The sequence below is a fragment of the Gordonia sputi NBRC 100414 genome (assembly GCF_000248055.1).
Taxonomy (GTDB): domain Bacteria; phylum Actinomycetota; class Actinomycetes; order Mycobacteriales; family Mycobacteriaceae; genus Gordonia; species Gordonia sputi.
In genome coordinates this window covers 1-17,514 of the sequence record NZ_BAFC01000101.1, presented here as the reverse complement: position 1 = coordinate 17,514, position 17,514 = coordinate 1, and the positions used below count along the sequence as shown (strand labels likewise).

General features: G+C 64.9%; 17 protein-coding genes. 9 read left to right on the top strand and 8 right to left on the bottom strand.

Translation table 11 applies throughout. The features are described 5' to 3' along the window. Positions 1-11 precede the first annotated feature (11 nt). Genes GOSPT_RS16240 through GOSPT_RS16230 form a run of 3 tightly spaced genes read left to right on the top strand, consistent with a single transcriptional unit; the run spans position 12 to position 4,308 of the window. Positions 12-1,487 (top strand): condensation domain-containing protein, encoded by a 1,476-nt coding sequence (locus GOSPT_RS16240; RefSeq protein WP_051993974.1) that lies wholly within the window; start codon positions 12-14, stop codon positions 1,485-1,487. Further along, entirely contained in the window at positions 1,484-2,947 is a 1,464-nt protein-coding gene (locus GOSPT_RS16235; protein ID WP_005207506.1) for a condensation domain-containing protein, read from the top strand. Before GOSPT_RS16240 ends, GOSPT_RS16235 begins: the two co-directional genes overlap by 4 nt. Positions 2,948-2,973: 26 nt before the next feature. Continuing rightward, on the top strand, positions 2,974-4,308 hold the full coding sequence (locus tag GOSPT_RS16230; RefSeq protein WP_231894546.1) for a condensation domain-containing protein: 1,335 nt from the start codon (positions 2,974-2,976) through the stop codon (positions 4,306-4,308). On the opposite strand, the gene GOSPT_RS16225 is transcribed toward GOSPT_RS16230, so the two are convergent. Together GOSPT_RS16225 and GOSPT_RS16220 are read right to left on the bottom strand one after the other, a co-directional pair. Then, on the bottom strand, positions 4,260-5,072 hold the full coding sequence (locus GOSPT_RS16225; protein WP_005207503.1) for a glycosyltransferase family 2 protein: 813 nt from the start codon (positions 5,070-5,072) through the stop codon (positions 4,260-4,262). The two genes, GOSPT_RS16230 and GOSPT_RS16225, sit on opposite strands and share 49 nt — an antisense overlap. A 97-nt stretch (positions 5,073-5,169) precedes the next feature. Next, on the bottom strand, positions 5,170-6,441 hold the full coding sequence (locus GOSPT_RS16220; protein ID WP_005207502.1) for a cytochrome P450: 1,272 nt from the start codon (positions 6,439-6,441) through the stop codon (positions 5,170-5,172). Positions 6,442-6,578: 137 nt separating this feature from the next. On the opposite strand from GOSPT_RS16220, the gene GOSPT_RS16215 reads away from it, so the two are divergent. Beyond that, the gene (locus GOSPT_RS16215) at positions 6,579-7,208 is read left to right on the top strand and encodes a TetR/AcrR family transcriptional regulator (RefSeq protein ID WP_005207501.1); all 630 of its coding nucleotides are present in this window, start codon (positions 6,579-6,581) and stop codon (positions 7,206-7,208) included. 1 nt (position 7,209) lies between these two features. Here the strand turns inward: GOSPT_RS16215 and GOSPT_RS16210 are convergent, their stop codons facing one another. Together GOSPT_RS16210 and GOSPT_RS16205 are read right to left on the bottom strand one after the other, a co-directional pair. Continuing rightward, positions 7,210-7,647, bottom strand: coding sequence for a nitroreductase family deazaflavin-dependent oxidoreductase (locus tag GOSPT_RS16210; RefSeq protein WP_005207500.1), 438 nt, complete (start codon positions 7,645-7,647; stop codon positions 7,210-7,212). A 58-nt stretch (positions 7,648-7,705) separates the two neighbouring features. Beyond that, positions 7,706-8,869, bottom strand: coding sequence for a steroid 3-ketoacyl-CoA thiolase (locus tag GOSPT_RS16205; protein WP_005207499.1), 1,164 nt, complete (start codon positions 8,867-8,869; stop codon positions 7,706-7,708). A gap of 254 nt (positions 8,870-9,123) precedes the next feature. Here GOSPT_RS16205 and GOSPT_RS16200 point away from each other — a divergent pair, with 254 nt between their 5' ends. From GOSPT_RS16200 to GOSPT_RS24375, 4 genes are all read left to right on the top strand, one after another. Further along, positions 9,124-10,413 (top strand): cytochrome P450, encoded by a 1,290-nt coding sequence (locus tag GOSPT_RS16200; protein WP_083837491.1) that lies wholly within the window; start codon positions 9,124-9,126, stop codon positions 10,411-10,413. 3 nt (positions 10,414-10,416) lie between these two features. Beyond that, complete coding sequence (locus tag GOSPT_RS16195) at positions 10,417-10,878, top strand: nuclear transport factor 2 family protein (RefSeq protein ID WP_005207497.1); 462 nt, start codon at positions 10,417-10,419, stop codon at positions 10,876-10,878. A 141-nt stretch (positions 10,879-11,019) separates the two neighbouring features. Further along, positions 11,020-11,703, top strand: coding sequence for a type IV toxin-antitoxin system AbiEi family antitoxin (locus GOSPT_RS16190; RefSeq protein WP_005207496.1), 684 nt, complete (start codon positions 11,020-11,022; stop codon positions 11,701-11,703). Continuing rightward, on the top strand, positions 11,704-11,970 hold the full coding sequence (locus tag GOSPT_RS24375) for a hypothetical protein (RefSeq protein ID WP_005207495.1): 267 nt from the start codon (positions 11,704-11,706) through the stop codon (positions 11,968-11,970). It begins immediately after the preceding gene. A 170-nt stretch (positions 11,971-12,140) separates the two neighbouring features. Here the strand turns inward: GOSPT_RS24375 and GOSPT_RS16185 are convergent, their stop codons facing one another. The 3 genes from GOSPT_RS16185 to GOSPT_RS16175 are packed head-to-tail and all read right to left on the bottom strand — an operon-like array spanning position 12,141 to position 15,408. Further along, positions 12,141-13,319: a thiolase family protein gene (locus GOSPT_RS16185; protein WP_005207494.1), complete on the bottom strand. Its 1,179-nt coding sequence runs from the start codon at positions 13,317-13,319 to the stop codon at positions 12,141-12,143. Continuing rightward, positions 13,319-14,398, bottom strand: a complete 1,080-nt coding sequence (locus tag GOSPT_RS16180) for a thiolase family protein (protein WP_005207493.1) — start codon at positions 14,396-14,398, stop codon at positions 13,319-13,321. Before GOSPT_RS16180 ends, GOSPT_RS16185 begins: the two co-directional genes overlap by 1 nt. Positions 14,399-14,427: 29 nt before the next feature. After that, positions 14,428-15,408 carry a Zn-ribbon domain-containing OB-fold protein gene (locus GOSPT_RS16175; protein WP_051993984.1) on the bottom strand — a complete coding sequence of 327 codons (981 nt, stop codon included), beginning with the start codon at positions 15,406-15,408 and terminating at the stop codon, positions 14,428-14,430. 140 nt (positions 15,409-15,548) lie between these two features. Between GOSPT_RS16175 and GOSPT_RS16170 the strand changes: the two genes are divergently transcribed. Further along, on the top strand, positions 15,549-16,586 hold the full coding sequence (locus GOSPT_RS16170; RefSeq protein WP_005207491.1) for an LLM class F420-dependent oxidoreductase: 1,038 nt from the start codon (positions 15,549-15,551) through the stop codon (positions 16,584-16,586). Positions 16,587-16,593: 7 nt separating this feature from the next. Here GOSPT_RS16170 and GOSPT_RS16165 read toward each other — a convergent pair. Further along, a partial coding sequence (locus GOSPT_RS16165) for a cytochrome P450 (RefSeq protein ID WP_005207490.1) occupies positions 16,594-17,514 on the bottom strand: 921 nt, incomplete at its 5' end.

The window sequence follows — 17,514 nt, the reverse complement described above, 5'->3', positions numbered from 1 at the left end:
AAAGGATGCCGATGGAATACACAGAGCTCGCCGACTATGAGGTTCCCACGGGCGCGATCACTGCGTGGGAAGCGACCACCGACCCGGCCCAATGGCGTTCGGATTCTCGTCGACTTTCGTACATGCATCTCGAGCATGCGCGCCGCGCTGCGGAACTCGGTGACGAATGGCACGGGCACTGGATCGGAACGGCCTTCACCATCGAGGAGCCGTTCGACCGCGATGCTTTCGCCGCGACCATCAGGCAGTGGTTCGCCCGCCACGAGGCGCTTCGTTCCGCGGTCCAGCTCGGTGGGACTCCTGAGGACGATCTGGTCCGGACGACCGTCGCGCCGGAGGCTGTCGCAGTCTCCGGGCTCTCGATGGGTGTGGTGACGTCGCCCGACTCGGCCCGCCAGACGATCCAGGACTACTTCGACACCACCGTCAACCCGTTGAGTTGGCCGCACTGCGTCGTCGTGACTCTGGAACCCGATGACCGTGACGACAGCTTCCTCGTCGTCTTCGGCGCCGACCACACCGTGATGGACGCCTACACACAGGTTTTCGCGATCAATGAGCTCAGCGCCCTCTATCGCGCGGAGATCAACGGTGAGCATCATGGGCTCGCCGAGTACGGCAGCTACCTGGACTTCAGTGATGCGGAGCGGCATCTGGGGGGACAGATCGATGCGAACAACTCGGCCGTCGTCGCCTGGCGGCAGTTCTTCAACGACTCACCCACGTCCGTCCAGCCAGATGCGATGCCGCGCTTCCCGCGTTGCGCGACCGGCGGCGTTGGCGCGGTAGCACCTCCCCGCGAGCCGGATTCCGGTATGCAGGTGAGCCTTTCGCAGGACCTTCTCGACAGGGCCGAAGCCGCTCGATTCAACGACATCTGCAAGGCTGCGGGTGGCTCGGTGGCGTCGGGCATCTACACAGCGATGTCGATCACGAGCGCGGCGCTCGCCGGGACCGGTGAAGTGCGATTCATCAGCCCCGTCCACACTCGCACGGGACCCGAGTGGGGCGAGGCCGTCGGGTGGTTCGTCGGTCTCGTTCCGGTGCATGTTGATCCAGCTGGTGCGCAGACCTTCTCTCAGGCGCTTCCGCACGTTGCCGAGTCGGTCTCGCGGTACAAGGACGTGGGTACCGCACCGTTCGCCCCGATCGCTGATCTGATCGGAGGCGACGTGACGCCCCCGGGATTCGTCGTGTCCTACATCGATCTGCGGCGGGCGCAGGGAGCTGCGGAGTGGGAGCGTCGAAACGCGCGAGTGTTGCGCAGTGCCACCCGGGACGTCGACGAGGTGTATCTGTGGATCAACCGAATTCCCGATGGGATCAACATCTCGACGCGTTATCCGTCAGGGGAGCGCAGGCGCGAGGTCGAAGCTTTCATCTCCGTGTTCGCTGAGGTTCTGCGCACGATCGTCGGCACTGGTGACCACGGCTACATGTTTGCGCCTGAGATGGCGTCGCGAGCATCGGCGGACATCACAGCATGACGGTGGTATTCGGCGCACCTGCGACGCCAGAACCACTGCTGCGTAAGCAGTTTCCTGGCGGTACCCCTGTCGAGTGGTCGTTGTGTTCACCTGATGCGGCGTTGCAGGCCGCGCGTGTGACCGGTGGTGCAACGTTTCTGCAGACCGAGCACGTCGTCACTTCGACCGCGGCGCGTGCCCGCGGCGACGAGCAGCGTTCCGTCGTGGGCGCTGTCGCCAGATTCGACACCACACTGGACCCGGTGGCGATGGCCGCAGCGCTGACAGCCTTCGTGCAACGGCACGACGAACTGCGGAGTTTCTACACACTGGGCGAGGTGGGTGTCGAAAGGCACGTCATACCGCAGACCCACGTCGAGATGGCGGCGCAGTGGCCGCTCGGCCGGGATCGGAAAGTCGACGCCGAGGATGCGGGCGACTACCTCGCGAATCGCATCTCCGTTGCGACCGCGTTCGATTCCCCGCAGTCGATGCACTTCGGAGCGTTCGACGGCGACGGCGACGGCGGGTTCACGTTCTACCTCGGCGCCGATCACGTTCACGGCGACGGCTATTCGTTATGGCTGGCGATGGATGAGATCAACGCACTGTATCGGGCGGAGACCTCGGGAACGTCGGCGACGTTGACCGAGGTGGCATCGTTCGGCAACTACGTGGCCGACGAGCATCGTCGTGCTGCGCGTGTGCGCGCCGATGACATCGGCGTCAAGGCGTGGCGAGAAGCTCTGTCCATCAAGGGATCTCTTCCCGCGTCACCGGTTTCACTCGGACTCGACGACGACGCTCCCGTGCCTGCTGTGCGCTGCCGCCGTGATCTGCTCACGGCGGACGAAGCCGATGCGCTCGACGTCGTCAGTGCCTCGTCGAGCTGGGTCACCATCGCTGGATGTCTCTTCTCCGCGTTGGCATCTGCGCAGTACATATGCACAGGGGAGAAGCGATTCTTCACGACGACCGCGCTGGCAACCCGCGGGGTCGAGTTCGAGTTCACCCAGGGCTGGGCGTGCAACTTCGCGCCGGTTTACTTCGACGTTGATCCCGGAGCTGACCCGATTGAACTGGCGCGCACGGCATCCGTCGCGGTGAAGCGAGCTAAGGGCGCTGCCGCGGCTCCGATCGGTGCGGTTCTGCAGGTGCTTGCGCGGTCAGGCGAGCTTCCACAGATGGCCGGTTCTCCTCAGATGGTGACCTACATCGATCACCGTCGGCTTCCGGGAATCGACGACCCCACTGTCGGCACAACTGTGGGCTTTCCCGGGATCGGCAAAACCAAGAACTCCAACCTGTGGCTGAGTCGGATGGTCGACGGGCTGGTCGTCGAATCTCAGATTCCCGACAATGATGTTGCGCGCGCACACATCGAGCGCTATCTCGACACGGTTGCTGCGCAGCTCAGGGCGCTCCTGGAATCTGCGGAGTCCGCGGTCACCGCGATCGCGGGTACCCGGGTGCGGCAATGAAACTAGCTGGTATACAAGACTATTCATTGAGATCAGGCCAACTCGTCGTCTTTCGTGCCGATCTCATCGGAGATGGTCTGCCTTCCGATACCGGGCTGTCGGAGAACGAGCGATTTCACGTCGATTCGCATCGAGCGGGACATCCCGGTTCGCTGACCCTGGTCCTCGACTTTCCCTATGCGGTTGATCGCGGGCTGCTGGAACGGCTCCCCGAGGTGTTGCTGTCCCGCCACGACGTACTGCGGACCTATGTTTCCGCAGATGGCGATGACCTCAGTCGGCGTGAGGTCCCCTTGTCGTCGATCGGCGTCAGCGTCGACTCGCAGGCTCCGAAGGGCCTGTCAGACGCGGGTATGACGGAGCTGGTCCTCGCACGAATCGCTATGGCGTGCAACCCAACCGAGCCGCTGTCACACTTCTTTGCTGCGGTGCTCCGTCCCGATACCACCACGGTGATCTGCGCGTTCGATCACGTCTATGTCGACGCCCGATCGTTGACGGTGCTCGCGGCGGACATCTCCGACGTGATTGCCGGCCGTCCATTGTCGAGTGCCGGCTCGGGGTTGGCCGCCGTGCGCGCGCACCTGTTCGGCGGCGAGGTGGCTCCCGACGATCCGCGACTTGCCGGTTGGTTCCGCTTCCTCGACGAGTCCGACTGGGAGATACCAGCTTTCCCCCTCGACCTGGGTCTGGAACCGGGTCGACGAGCGCCGATGAGAACACGGGTGAGCACGCTCCTCGGTAGGTCTGAGGCGCAGCACTTCAGCTCGGCTGTACACACGCGTGGCGCGAGAACGTTTTCGGCGCTGTTGACGTGCATCGGACGCGCGATTCGTCTGGCGGGTGGTCCGGCCGACACCGCGATGATCGTGCCTGCGGGACTTCAGACATCCGAGTCGATCGTTGCCTGGGTGGTGTCCAACATCCCGCTGCGTGTTCACGGTGAGGGGGATGTCGTCGAACTGTTGCCGCTCAACGCAGATCGACTTTCCGAAGCCATACCGCTCGCGAGCGTCGGACTGACGGCGGTCTATCAGGCATTCGGCAGCAGATTGCGTAGTACGCGCGGTGATGTCTTCATGGTTTCGTACGTCGATTACACCCGTCAACGTCGGCCCTCGAACAATGTTGCAGTGCAACAGTTGTCGGGAGACCACGCGACCGACAACGTGCAGTGGTGGCTGTGGCGCGACGACGACGGTATTCATGCACGAGTTCGTTACCCCGCTACAGCTGCGGCGGAGTCCGTGGTCGACGACGTCCTGGAGTTCACCGGTGCTGCGGTCAGGGAGATCAGCGAGCGCCTCGTTGATCAGCGAACATCAGTGGGCGCGTCGCCGTCGCCTGCGTTCTTGGAGTGATACCAATCGAGATAACCCCGAGTTCCGTAGGCCTGCAGTCGTCGAAGGGATGTGTAGACGACGGCATGTGGTGCGAGCGCTACGGAGTCTGCACCTGCGTACTCGGTGACACGCTGCTGTAACACAGCGTCCTCGTCGACATCGTCGATCTTCGTTCGCGGGAATCCGCCTGCCGCACAGTAGGTGTCAGCGGAGACAGCGAGATTGTTGCCGACGACCAGGAAACTCTTTCGTAGGTGCGCCGGTTGAGATCGTGTGCGCAACCAGGTGATGAAGTGTCCGAGACGCCACGTCGTGCCGATCAGGTTGAACGCAATGGCACGGGCTCCATCGGAGCTGCGGGCCCGCACCCGGCCTCCCACAAGGCTTTTGCCATCAAGCAGTGGGGCGACGATCTGTGTCAGCCAGTCCGGCGCGGGGAGTGTATCGGCGTCGGTGCGAGCGATGAACTGGGCTCCGCCGTCGATGGCATGACGAAAGCCCGAGTCTGCGGCGCTGCCGGTGCCCTTCTCGGTTTCGGTGAGCACATCGATGGGGACATCCGAGTGGGATGCGAGCTCGCGAACGAGATCGCCTGTCCCGTCGGTACTGTTGTTGTCCACCACGATGATGCGGAATGGCGCACCAGCATCGTGGGCGGCGGTATCGCGAAAAGTCTGCTGCTGCAACGCCCGGATCGTGTCGTCGATGTAGCCGACCTCGTTGTAGGCGGGGACCACGACAGCAACTCGCGGGTCTGCCAACTCAGTGCTTTCGTTCGCCATGCTGCCATTCAACCGGGCCGGTGGCTGTCCTGCACGTGAATGTGATGTGAGTAAAGCGACGTCGGGGTAGTGGGCAATCCAGAGACGCAGGGACTGCTCAGTGCGCGACCGGGCAGCCCCCGGCCGCGCCGTAGCGAACGGGCAGGTCTTTGACGCCGTTGAGCCAGCCTGATCGCACACGACGCAGCTCGCCGATCCGCTCGATGTCGGGAAGTACGTCTGCGACAGCGTTGAGGATCAGGGAGAGTTCGAGGCGCGCGAGGTTGGCACCGATGCAGAAGTGGGCGCCGTTGCCGCCGAACGCGAGATGCGGGTTGGGATCTCGGAGGATGTTGAACGTGAACGGGTCGTCGAAGACGTCCTCGTCGTAATTTGCCGAACCGTAGAAGATTCCGACCCGTTGTCCCGCGGCGATGTCGACGCCCTCGATGCTGGTGTCCACCTTGGCCGTCCGCTGGAAGGCGTTGACCGGAGTCGACCAGCGCAGCACCTCGTCGATCGTGGTTTTCGGGCGCTGCGACTTGAACAACTCCCACTGCGCGGGATGGGACATGAAGGCATTCATGCCGTGGCTGGTCGCGTTGCGCGTCGTCTCATTTCCCGCGGTGATCAGCAGGATGACGAAGAACCCGAACTCGATGTCGGACAACGACTCTCCGTCGATGTCTGCTTCTATCAGCGTGGTGACGATGTCGTCGGTGGGGTTGCGCCGACGCTCCTCGGCCATCGAATAGGCGTAGCCGAGCAGTTCAGCGTTGGCCATCGCGGGGTCGATCGTGTTGTCGGGATCGTCGCTGTTGATGATCGCGTCGACGAGCTCGTGAATACGTGGACGGTCGGCTGTCGGGACACCGATGAGATCCAGAATCGCCTGCAGGGGAAGGTGGATGGCCACGTCGTCGACGAAGTTTCCCGACTCCTTGGCTGCGGCGGATTCGACGATCTGGCGTGCCGACGTTGCGAGATTCTCCTCCAGTGACCCAACAGCCTTCGGTGTGAAGAGTCGCGACACGATCTTGCGCAGACGAGTGTGCTCCGGCGGATCGTGGTTGACGAGTAGCGCCTTGGTGAACTCGATCTGGTCGGGGGTGACGTAGTCGGGGAGTCGGATGATGGCGCCGTTGGCGTTCGTCGACCACACCTGGTTGTTCTTCGAGATCTCGCGCACGTCTCTGTGTCGCGAGATCACCCAGTAGCCGCCGTCGGTGAAACCGGAGGTGCCGAGTGGCTGTTCGTTCCACCAGACGGGCGCAGTCCGGCGCAGGTGAGCGAATTCGGTCATCGGTAAGCCGGATTCGAGCACATCGGGATCGGTGAAATCGAAACCCTTGCCGAATGGGCACGCCGCATCGGTGGTGATGGCTGTCATGGCTTCACCATACAGTCGGATTACATGTGTATGGTCGTTTTCCCGTGATACGGTCTGCGCTGGTAGAGGTCGGTACTGGGAAGTGGGTGCCGGGACATAGGTACTGGGAAAGCGGTGCCGGAAGGTGGTCGCGAGACATGCGTACGCACGGCTGGGCCGGAAGCGTCCCGGTCGACGACGCCGAGGCCACGGCGCGCATTCTTGCGGCCGCGCGGTCAGCGATCGACGAACACGGTGTGGCGACGACGATCAGCGACGTCGCGCGCACTCTCGGAGTCACTCGTCAGACCGTGTATCGATACTTCCCCAGTACCGAGGCGCTACTCCGGGCAACCGCGTTCGACGCCGTCGGCGCGTTTCTCGAGCGAATCGCGATACGTGTCAGCGGTATTCGTGAGCCCGACGTCGCTGTCGTCGAGGGAATCGACGTGGTACTCCAGGAACTGCCAGACGACCGCTATGTCGGCCTGCTGTTCAGAGCGGACAATGTGAGTCTGTTCGCTGTGGAGGGAGTGACGTCGGAGGCCGGTCAGGGATTCGCGCGCTCGATGGTCGAGCGTATGGACGTCGACTGGGCTGCTCTCGGGTACGGCCCGGCCGAGATGGACGTCATCGTCGAAATCGTGTTGCGCACACTGCAGTCCATGATGATCGACCACGGCACGGAGCGGTCGGGCGCGCAGCGTCGTGCATTTCTCGACGCATGGGCGGGTGCGGCGATTCGCGCATTGCCCGCGCACGCGGACGTGTCGGGTGATCGCAGGTGACTCAGCGTGGTGTGCAGATCACCACCGGGATGGTGCGATCGGTCCACGCCTTATAGGTATCGAAGTCGGCGTACAGCTCCACCAGGCGGGGCCAGAGTTGGTTGCGCTCCTGTTCGTTCGCCGTCCGTGCCGTGTATTCGCCCGTCTGCGAACCGATCTGGATCGACACGTCGGGGTTGCTGCGCAGGTTGAGGTACCACGCCGGGTTCGACGGCAATCCGCCCTGCGAGGCGACGACGACGATCGTGTCGCCGTCGCGCAGATAGAGCAGCGGCACAGTGCGTGGTTGGCCGGACTTGCGGCCGACCGTGGTCAGCAGACATACGTCGACGGGATTGCGCATCGCCGCGCCGACCCGCCAGGTGCGGCCGAGCCGACCTCCGCTGCGTTTGTACAGTGCGGTGTTGAGACGCGAGCCGAGTTTGATCGCTTTCGCCACGATCGGTGAATCGAGTTGTGCCGGACGGTTTTCAGCCTTATGCGCGCTCCCGTGACTCTCAGATGCGCTCGAGGATGGTGCCGGTTGCCAGTGCGCCGCCCGCGCACATGGTGATCAGAGCGGTCTGCGCGTCGCGGCGTTCGAGTTCGTGGAGAGCGGTGGTGAGCAACCGCGAACCCGTGCTGCCGACCGGGTGCCCGAGGGCGATCGCGCCGCCGTTGACGTTCACCTTGTCCATGTCGGCGCCGTGCACCTGGGCCCAACTGAGGACAACCGAGGCGAAGGCCTCATTGATCTCGACAATGTCGATGTCGGACAACGACATTCCCGCTTTGGCCAACACTCGCTCGGTGGCTTGGACCGGGCCGTCGAGGTGGTAGTACGGCTCGGAACCGACGAGGGCGGCCGCCCGCAGTCGCGCTCGCGGTCGGAGTCCGAGCTCGCGTGCTCTGGTCTCGTCCATCAGCAGGACGGCCGCAGCGCCGTCGGAGATCTGGGACGACGTGCCAGCGGTGTGGATACCGCCGTCGATGACCGGCTTGAGTGCCGCGAGCGATTCGGGCGTGGTGTCGCGAAGTCCTTGGTCGCGTGTGACGTCGATGATGTTGCCGGTCACCACGCCCTCTTTGGTGCGCTCAGGTGCTTTGAGGCTCAACACCTCTCGGTCGAACCGGTGCTCATCCCATGCCTGACGCGCACGTTGCTGGCTTCGCACCCCGAGTTCGTCGACGTCGGTGCGGGTGATCCCGCGGCGTGCCGCGATACGCTCCGCCGCCTCGAACTGGTTGGGCATCTCGACGTTCCAGGATTCCGCGTGGTACGGACCGGCGTCGACTCCGACGTTGGACCCGAGGGGTGTATGCGTCATGAGCTCGACGCCACAGGCGATGCCGACGTCGATCACGTCCGAGGCGATCAGCCCGGCGATCAGGTTGTTTGCCTGTTGCGCCGAGCCGCACTGGCAGTCGATGGTCGTCGCGCCGGTCTGCTCGGGAAGTCCCGCCGACAGCCACGCCTTGCGTGTGATGTTGCCGGCCTGCGCTCCCGCCTGTGTGACACATCCGCCGATGGCCTGCTCGATCAGCGATGCGTCGATACCTGCCTTCTCGATCAACCCGCGCTGCGTGAGGCCGAGTAGTTCTTCGGCGTGTAGACCGGAGAGCCAGCCCGCGCGCTTGCCGATGGGGGTTCGCACTGCTTCGACGATTACCGGCACACCCATGTCCGTCACCTTTCGTTCTCTGTGCAGGCTTCTGTGCACAGACCGACTGCTCTGGCGCGGACCTGCTGTTCTCCTGCGCAGAACACTGCTCTGGCATGAAAGTAGAACATGTTCCTGTTTCTGTCCATTGTGACGAAGAAAAAGTAGAACGAGTTCCTGTTTTGGTGCGATACTGTGTGTACAGTGAGCGCCAGTGAGACGTGAACACGTTCACGTCTCGGTTGCAGAACACTGAGAACAGGGTGGTATTTCACGTGATCCAGACCGACGGCGTGGGGGCCGACCAGACGTCATCCTCACCAGCATCATGCCCGTTCATGCACCAGGAGGGGTGGGACTTCACCAGTCCCGACCTGCTCGAAAAGGGTATTCCGGTCGCCGAGTTCGCGGCCCTGCGCAAGACCGCTCCGGTCTGGTGGAATGCCCAGCTCCCGGGTAAGGGCGGCGGATTCCACGACGGCGGCTACTGGGTCGTCTCGAAGCACGCGCATGTCCGCGAGATCTCGAAGAACAACGAGGACTGGGCGACGTCGACCAACGGCGTCATCATGCGGTTCGACGACGAGATGCCTCAAGACCAGCTCGACGTCACCAAGGCGCTGCTGATCAACCACGACCCGCCGGAGCACACCCGCCTGCGCAAGGTGATCTCGAAGGCGTTCACGCCTCGTGCCGTGCAGGCGCTCGAAGAGAAGCTCGACGACGCCGCGCGCACCATCGTGCGCCAAGCTGCCGGCCGGGGAACCGGGGACTTCGTCCACGACGTCGCCGTCGACCTCCCGCTGCTGGCGATCGCCGATCTGCTCGGCGTCCCGGAGTCGGATCGCAAGAAGCTGTTTGACTGGTCGAACGGCATGATGAACTACGACGACCCCGAGTTCGCAGGCGTCGATCCGCAGATGGCGTCGGCAGAGATCCTCGGCTATGGCTACAACATGGCGGAGGAGCGTCGTAAGTGTCCTGTCGACGACATTGTCAGCACGCTGGTCAACGCCGACATCGACGGTCAGCACCTCGACGAGGCCGAGTTCGGATTCTTCTTCATCCTGCTCACCGTCGCGGGCAACGAGACCACGCGCAACGCGATCAGCCACGGCATGAATGCCTTCCTGGAGCATCCCGACCAGTGGGAGTTGTTCAAGAAGGAACGCCCCGCAACGGCGGTCGACGAGATCGTGCGCTGGGCGACGCCGGTGAACTGCTTCCAGCGCACCGCCAAGCGCGACACGCAGGTCGGCGGCGTCGACATCAAGCAGGGGCAGCGCGTCGGATTGTTCTACGGCTCAGCCAATTACGACGAGGACGTGTTCGACGATCCGTTCTCCTTCAACATCCTGCGCGACCCCAACCCGCACGTCGGATTCGGCGGCAACGGAGCGCACTTCTGCGTCGGCGCGAACCTCGCACGCATGGAGATCAACCTGATGTTCAATGCAATCGCCGACCTCGTGCCCGACATCTCGCGGCTGGACGAGCCGCGTCGACTCCGGCACGGTTGGATCAACGGCGTGAAGGAACTCCAGGTCGACTACGGGACTCGGTGACCGATGACCAGTGCAACCCAACAGGATTCGAGTCAACCCGCATATCTGGGCATCGATAGGGAGAACAATCCCGCAGTGGTGGCGGGTCGGCGATCGCGGGAGGCGGTCGCGGCTCGTGACAAGGAGGCCTGGCTCGACAATTTCGCGGCCGACGCGAAGGTCGAGGACCCGGTTGGGCCGTCGATGTTCGATGAACGAGGGGTCGGATTCCAAGGGCGAGAGCGCATCTCGCAGTTCTGGGATCTGTCGATCGCGACAACCGAGAGTATCGACTTCGTCTTCGACGACGAGATCATCTGCGGCAACGAGGTCGCGTACGTCGGGAAGATCGTGACCCACATCGCGGGCCACGTGTCGGAGGCGCACGGCGTGTTCACCTACCGGGCCGACGACGAGGGCAAGCTGTCGGCGCTGCGCGCGTTCTGGGAGGTCGAGAAGACGATCAACTCGGTCCGGCCGGCCTGACTCTTGCGCTCTTTGTCCTGACGTCGAAATCCGCACCTCGTCTGTGGCGCTTCACCTTCGGCACTGCTGAAGGTGGGGCGTGACAGATGAGGTGCGGATTTTTCATGGAACCGATTCGACGCTGCGCGCGTCACAACGTGCATGGTCTACTTCCACGGCGTCACGGGCGCGGTCAACCGCGCCGAGCTCCTCGCGGCGGGCTTCGTCGATCGTGAGATACGACGGGCGCTCGACGTCGGCACTCTCGTGTCGCTGGCGCCGGGAGTAGTGATTCCCCGGGATCTGCTGGCCGAAGACACTCCAGAAGAGCGGCACCGGCAGCGAGCGCTCGCCGCGATACGACGGGACGCCCGCACGCCGGAGGTGCGGGCCGCCAAACATACTCGGGCGCTTGCGCTTTCGTCGGCCGCCGCGGTGCTCGGCTTACCGGTCTGGGGGTTGGACACCTCGCGGGTGTCGATCGCAGACAGCGGGCGCACGCCGGGCACGCGCACCACGTCGCGCACGCGGTTGATCACCGACACCCGACCGCCAGCCGTCGTCGAGGTCGACGGTGTGCTGGTGGTGTCGCCTGCTCGTACTGTGGTCGACATCGCGCGCACCGGAGCGCGAATACCAGCGATCGCAGTGGGAGACGCCGCGCTCCACGCCGGACTGTGCACCGTCGACGATCTGCAGAATGAGCTGGACCTGCTCACGGGGATGCGTGGCCGTGCCGCGGCGATTCGCGCGATCGGCCGGTGCGACCGCAAGTGTGAGTCGGTGCTCGAGACGCGTAGCCGCGTCGAACTGGTCGACGCAGGCGTCCCTGAGCCCGAGTTATAGGTGAACATCTATGACGCGCACGGGAACTTCCTCGCGCGCGTCGATCTGTACTGGCGCGATGCGCGGCTGTGCGGCGAGGCTGACGGCAACAAGAAGTACGGCGACGATGCCGACGAGACGCGACGTGCACTACTCGGGGAGAAGTCGCGCGGCGACGCGATCGTCGAGACCGGGCACGCCCTGCTGCGGTGGGGCTGGCGCGACGTCGACGAGCCTGCGGTGCTCGCGCGTCGGGTGCTGGGCATGCTCGGGCGGCGCGCGGCGTGAGGGCCGGCTCTGAGCCACCGTCTGTGCAGCTCTCGGCACAGCCACCTGATCTATGTGCAGCTACCTTGGGCGGTGCAGAAGGTAGCTGTGCACAGATGAGGTAGCTGCGGGCCGGGGGTGTGGGCCAGTCGGGCGCTGGCTAGTTGCGCGCCAGCGGGCGTGCGGCCCGACTAGTTCGACGGCTTGTCGGCGCCGACGAGCCACATCGAGTAGTACTGCGCCCCGCCGCCGTAGGCGTGGCCGAGGGCCTTGCGGGCGTCGGCCACCTGGTGGTCGCCCGCCTTGCCCATCACCTGGATCGCGGCCTCGGCGAAGCGGATCATGCCCGACGCCCCGATCGGGTTCGACGACAGCACGCCGCCCGACGGGTTGAACGGGATGCGGCCGCCGATCTCGGTCTCGCCGGCCTCGGTGAGCTTCCAGCCCTCGCCCTCGGGGGCGAAGCCGAGGCTCTCGAGCCACATGGGCTCGAACCACGAGAACGGGACGTAGACTTCGGCGACGTCGACTTCGTCGATCGGATTGTCGATGCCCGCGGACTTCCACAGTGCTGCTGCGGCGTCGCGGCTCGCCTGGGGGTTGACGGTGTTGCGGTGCGCGAAGAACAGCGGTTCGGTGCGCATCGCGGTGGCGTGCACCCACGCGACCGGACGGCCGTCGGCAGCCGCGGCGTCGGCGACCTGCTCGTCGCCGATGACGACCGCGCACGCGCCGTCGGAGGACGGGCATGTCTCGTCGTAGCGGATCGGGTCCCAGAGCATCTGCGAAGCCATCACACTTTCGACGGTGATGTCGGGTTGATGTAGGTGGGCCAACGGGTTTCGCGCGCCGTTGCGTCGATCCTTGGTGGCGACCATCGCGCCGATGTGCTCTGGCGCGCCCGACTGCCGGATGTACGAGCGCACGTGCGGGGCGAAGAAGCCGCCCGCTCCCGCGCCGACCGGCTTGGTGAACGGAACCGGAAGCGACAACGCCCACATGGCATTTGACTCGGACTGCTTCTCCCACGCGATCGCGAGCACACGTTTGTGGACGTCCGCGAACACCAACGACGCCGCGACGTTCGCCGTCGAGCCGCCGACGGAGCCCGCGGTGTGCACGCGGATCAGTCGTTTGCCAACGGCGCCAAGGGCGTCGGCCATGGCCAGCTCGGGCATCATCGATCCCTCGAAAAGATCCGGTGCCTTACCGATGACGATCGCGTCGATCTCGTCGATGCTCACCCCTGCGTCGGCGAGGGCTGCGTCCATCGCCTCGCGGCACATCCCTGCCATCGTGACGTCGTGCCGCTTGGCGACGTACTTGGTCTGTCCGGTGCCCAGGACCGCCGCACGGTTGTTGTGTGCCATCAGTTGTCGTCTCCCACAATCGAGTCGCCGCTCTTCGAATCACCGCTGTTCGAGTCACCTTGCAGCGTGACCACCATGTTCTGTTGCAGCAGAGGGCCGCTCGTCGCGTGCGCCACCGCGGTCTGCGCATCGCCGGTGAGGATGGAGTGCGCCGCGTAGCCGATACGCTGCAGGCCGCCGCTGAACAACGAATTGCCCGTGAGTAGGCCGCCGGACGGATTGATCCGCACCGAGGCGGGCAGTCCGAGCGCGTTGCGGACGATGATCTCCTGGTGTGTGTACGGGGCGGCGATCTCGGCGACGTCGACGGCGCGGGTGCGATCGCCGAATGCGGTGTCGGCGGCCAGTGTCGTCGACGGCGAGACCGTGAGATCTCGTGCACCGAAGTTGGCGCTGTCGATCCGGTGGTCCCAGCCGGTGACGAATGCGGGATTGGCGACGAGCTCGCGGGCGCGGCGCTCACTGGCGATGATGACGGCTGCGGCGGCATCGGTGAACGGCGCTATGTCGTGTGCGCGAAGGGGATTGGCGACGTAGTCGGTCGCGAGCAGGTCGTCGGTCGACGCCCCGGTCGTGCGTGCTGCGACTGCGGCCATGTCGGTTTCGGTCCACGTACCCGCGTCGAGACCCGCGCGGGCCTGCAGTCCGGCGAGAGCGCGGTCGCCCGGCCAGAGTGGGGCAACCGTGTAGGGGTCGGTCTGCATCGACAGCGTGCGATTGCTATCTCCCGCAGAGGATTTGCCGAAGCCGTAGGCAAGGGCGAGGTCGACCTCGCCGCTCGCGATCTTCACCCACGCCTCGTACAGCGCCCACGCGCCGTCCATTTCGACGTGGGACTCGTTGATCGGCGGCATCGCGCCGATCGAGTCGATCGCCGAGATGAACGAGAAGGCACGCCCGGCAAGATAATCCGACGATCCGCTGCACCAGAACTCGATGTCGGTGCGGGAGATGCCGAGCTCGGCGTAGAGCTTGTCAAAGCAGGGGATCAGCATTTCGACGCCGTTGGTGGTGCCGTGTGTGCCGACGATGTTGGGACTGTGGGCGAACCCGACGATCGCGATGCGGGGGAGGGTCACGTGCTTCTCCTAGAGATGGGGATCGCGGGTCAGAGGAACTCGCGGTAGGTGTCGTACTCGGCGTCGGGTTCGCCGGTGGGCCGGAAGTGGCTGATCGATCCCATCGACAGTTCGCGCTCGTCGTCGGGGACCCAGACCGCCTGCACCCGCATGCCCATGCGGACCTCGTCGGCGGCAGCGTCGAGGATGAGGTGCAGGAATGGGATGTCGGAGCCATCGAGCAGCACGTACGCCGCCACGTAGGGTGGCTTGATCCGCTGCCCCTGGAACGGCACGTTGACGATGCAGAACGTCGTGACGGTCCCGGTGTCGGGAAGTTCGACGTGTTCGACTGCAGGCGCACCGTCGGCGGGACTCACCGAGCGTGGCGGGAAGTAGACGCGCCCGGCGTCGACTCCTGAGCCGATACGCGTCCCGATCAGCTTGCCCGCCTTGAGGCCTTCGAGATAGCGCGATTCCTCTTCGGTCGCGGAGTGAATGATGCTGGTCGTGATCGGGGTGGTGATGATGACGTTCTCGTCGTCGGGGTTGTCGGCGGTGTTCGGCTCGGCATGCTCAGCGGAGTCGCCGGGTGCGAAGTAGGCGATGTCGTCGATGCGGCCGCTGCGTGCCGCGCGCCAGACCGCGTGGACCCGCATACCTGTTTCGATGTCTGCCGGCCCGTCGACCTTGACCGCGTGCAGCAACGCGGTGTCGGCGCCGTCGAGTCGGATCAGCGCCCATGCGAACGGTGCGTCGAACGGCTGGCCGTCGATGTGGTCGGGATTCCACGACCACGTGACGACCGTGCCGACGGAGGCGACGTCGACGATGTCGGTGATCGGTGCGCCCGTCGCGGCGTCGTATTCGATCGGCGGTACCGACACGGTTCCGTCGGCCGACCGCGATCCGACGATGTGCCCGTCGCGTAGCCCGAATGCGAACCGGCTCAACACCGGTCCGAGTGAACGCGTGTAGCTGAACGTGTTGCTCAGCTCAGCGGTCAGGATGGTGGTCTCGGGATCGGGCACCACGGCGACGGGACTTGCGGTCGTCACGGCCGGAGATGTGTCGATGCTGCTCACACTTCGAGTAGAACACGTTCTAGTATTGAGACACAAGGCCGCGATGATGGTTGTCGTCGCGGCGGCGACGTGGAGAGGTCGAGACCGTGAAACTTGCGCTGCAACTGGGATATTGGGGAGCGGACCCCATCGTCGACGCCCCGGAGCTCATCGCCGCGGCCGAGGAGTCGGGATTCGACGCCGTGTTCACCGCGGAGTCGTGGGGGTCGGACGCCTACACCCCGCTGGCCTGGTGGGGCGCGGCGACGTCGCGGATACGGCTGGGGACCGCAGTTGCGCAGTTGTCGGCGCGACCGCCCACATCGCTCGCGATGCATGCGCTGACCCTCGACCACCTCTCGGGCGGCAGACACATCATCGGGCTAGGGGTGTCGGGACCTCAGGTCGTCGAAGGGTGGTACGGGCAGCCGTTCGGCAAACCACTCGCTCGCACAAGGGAATACGTGCAGATCGTGCGTGACGTTCTGTCGCGCGCCGACCGAGTCCGCAGCGCGGGACCGCACTACCCGCTGCCGTATCCGGCCGACGCGCCCGGCGCGACCGGGCTGGGCAAATCGCTCAAGCCGATCACCCATCCGCTACGCGCCGACATACCGATCTGGTTGGGCGCGGAGGGGCCGAAGAACGTCGCACAGACCGCGGAGATCGCCGACGGCTGGCTCGCGATCTTCTACAGCCTCTCGCTCGCCGATCAGTACGAGTCGTGGCTCGCGGAGGGATTCGCGCGTCCGGGTGCACGTCGGACACGCGACGACTTCGAGGTCGCGGCGACCGTGCAGGTGGTGATCACCGACGACGTCGCCGCCGCCGTTGACGCGTATCGGCCCGCCACCGCGCTCTACGTGGGCGGGATGGGCGCCAAGGAGAAGAACTTTCACGCCGAGCTGTACCGCAGAATGGGCTACGGCGACGTGGTCGATGAGATCGGCAGGCTGTTCCTCGCGGGTCGTAAGGAGGAGGCGTTGGCCGCGGTGCCCGACGAGATGGTGCGCGAGACGATGATCGTCGGTACCGCCGACGAGGTGCGCGAGCAGATCAAGCAGTGGGAGTCGGCGGGTGTCACGATGCTGATGGTGACCACGCGCGACGCCGCCACGATCCGCGAGCTCGCGACGCTGGTGTGAGCGGCCGTCAGCCGACAGGCTGTTCCGACAACCGGGCGGGCACCCTGCGCGGTGTCAGCGAGACGTAGAAGTCCTTGGGCACCATGGTGAGTCGCTCGTCGACACGAAGGTGATAGTCGGGATCGGGTGCGACGTCGTATCGGTGGAGCAGGCTCGCGAGGACGAGCACCGACTCGTGGAGCGCGAATTGTCTTCCGATGCAGGCGCGTACGCCGTTGCCGAACGGTTTGTAGGTGTGCGCCGGACGCTTCTTGACGTTCTCGGGGAGGAAGCGATCTGGATCGTAGGAGTCCGGATCGTCCCAGACCGCGGGATCGCGGTGGACCTGGGCGAGGATGATGACCGCCCAGTCTTCCGGTGTCATGCGATACCGTCCGCCGAGCATCGTCGTCGATCGTGGGCTGCGTGCGAATGCGGGCACCGTCGGCCACATGCGTAATGCCTCGTCGAGCGCGCGCCGGATGTAGCGCAGGCGTGGCACCTGCTCGAAAGTCGGCATCGCCGTAGGGTCGTCGCCGAGTGCGTCGTCGGCTTCACGTTGCGCCTGTTCCAGGAATTCGGGGTGCTGCGACAGGTAGTACAACGCGAACGACAAAGCACCCGAAGTGGTTTCGTGTCCCGCGACGAGGAAGGTGAGGATCTGGTGCCGGATGTTCAACGGTGACAGGCGTTCTCCGGTCTCGGGATGTGCGACGTTGAGCATGATCCCGAGCAGGTCGTGCTGGTCGGTGGTGTGCTCGCGTTCGGCGATGAGGTCGTCGAGCAGGTCGTCGACGTAGTTCTGCGCCTGCGCGTTGCGGCGGTCGAGCAGGGCGGTGAGGTAGCGACCGCCGGGCGCGGTGCGCAGCCCACCCTTGCGTCGACCGGTCTCGAGCGCGCGGATCATGGCAGTGACGAACGGGTGCTGCTCTGCGGAGGTGAAGGACCC

Coding starts and splice junctions, on each gene's coding strand:
- GOSPT_RS16225 (WP_005207503.1), bottom strand. CDS start 5,072: ATGGCGAACGAAAGCACTGAGTTGGCAGACCCGCGAGTTGCTGTCGTG.
- GOSPT_RS16195 (WP_005207497.1), top strand. CDS start 10,417: ATGACCAGTGCAACCCAACAGGATTCGAGTCAACCCGCATATCTGGGC.
- GOSPT_RS16215 (WP_005207501.1), top strand. CDS start 6,579: ATGCGTACGCACGGCTGGGCCGGAAGCGTCCCGGTCGACGACGCCGAG.
- GOSPT_RS16190 (WP_005207496.1), top strand. CDS start 11,020: ATGGTCTACTTCCACGGCGTCACGGGCGCGGTCAACCGCGCCGAGCTC.
- GOSPT_RS16220 (WP_005207502.1), bottom strand. CDS start 6,441: ATGACAGCCATCACCACCGATGCGGCGTGCCCATTCGGCAAGGGTTTC.
- GOSPT_RS16240 (WP_051993974.1), top strand. CDS start 12: ATGGAATACACAGAGCTCGCCGACTATGAGGTTCCCACGGGCGCGATC.
- GOSPT_RS16205 (WP_005207499.1), bottom strand. CDS start 8,869: ATGGGTGTGCCGGTAATCGTCGAAGCAGTGCGAACCCCCATCGGCAAG.
- GOSPT_RS16185 (WP_005207494.1), bottom strand. CDS start 13,319: ATGGCACACAACAACCGTGCGGCGGTCCTGGGCACCGGACAGACCAAG.
- GOSPT_RS16235 (WP_005207506.1), top strand. CDS start 1,484: ATGACGGTGGTATTCGGCGCACCTGCGACGCCAGAACCACTGCTGCGT.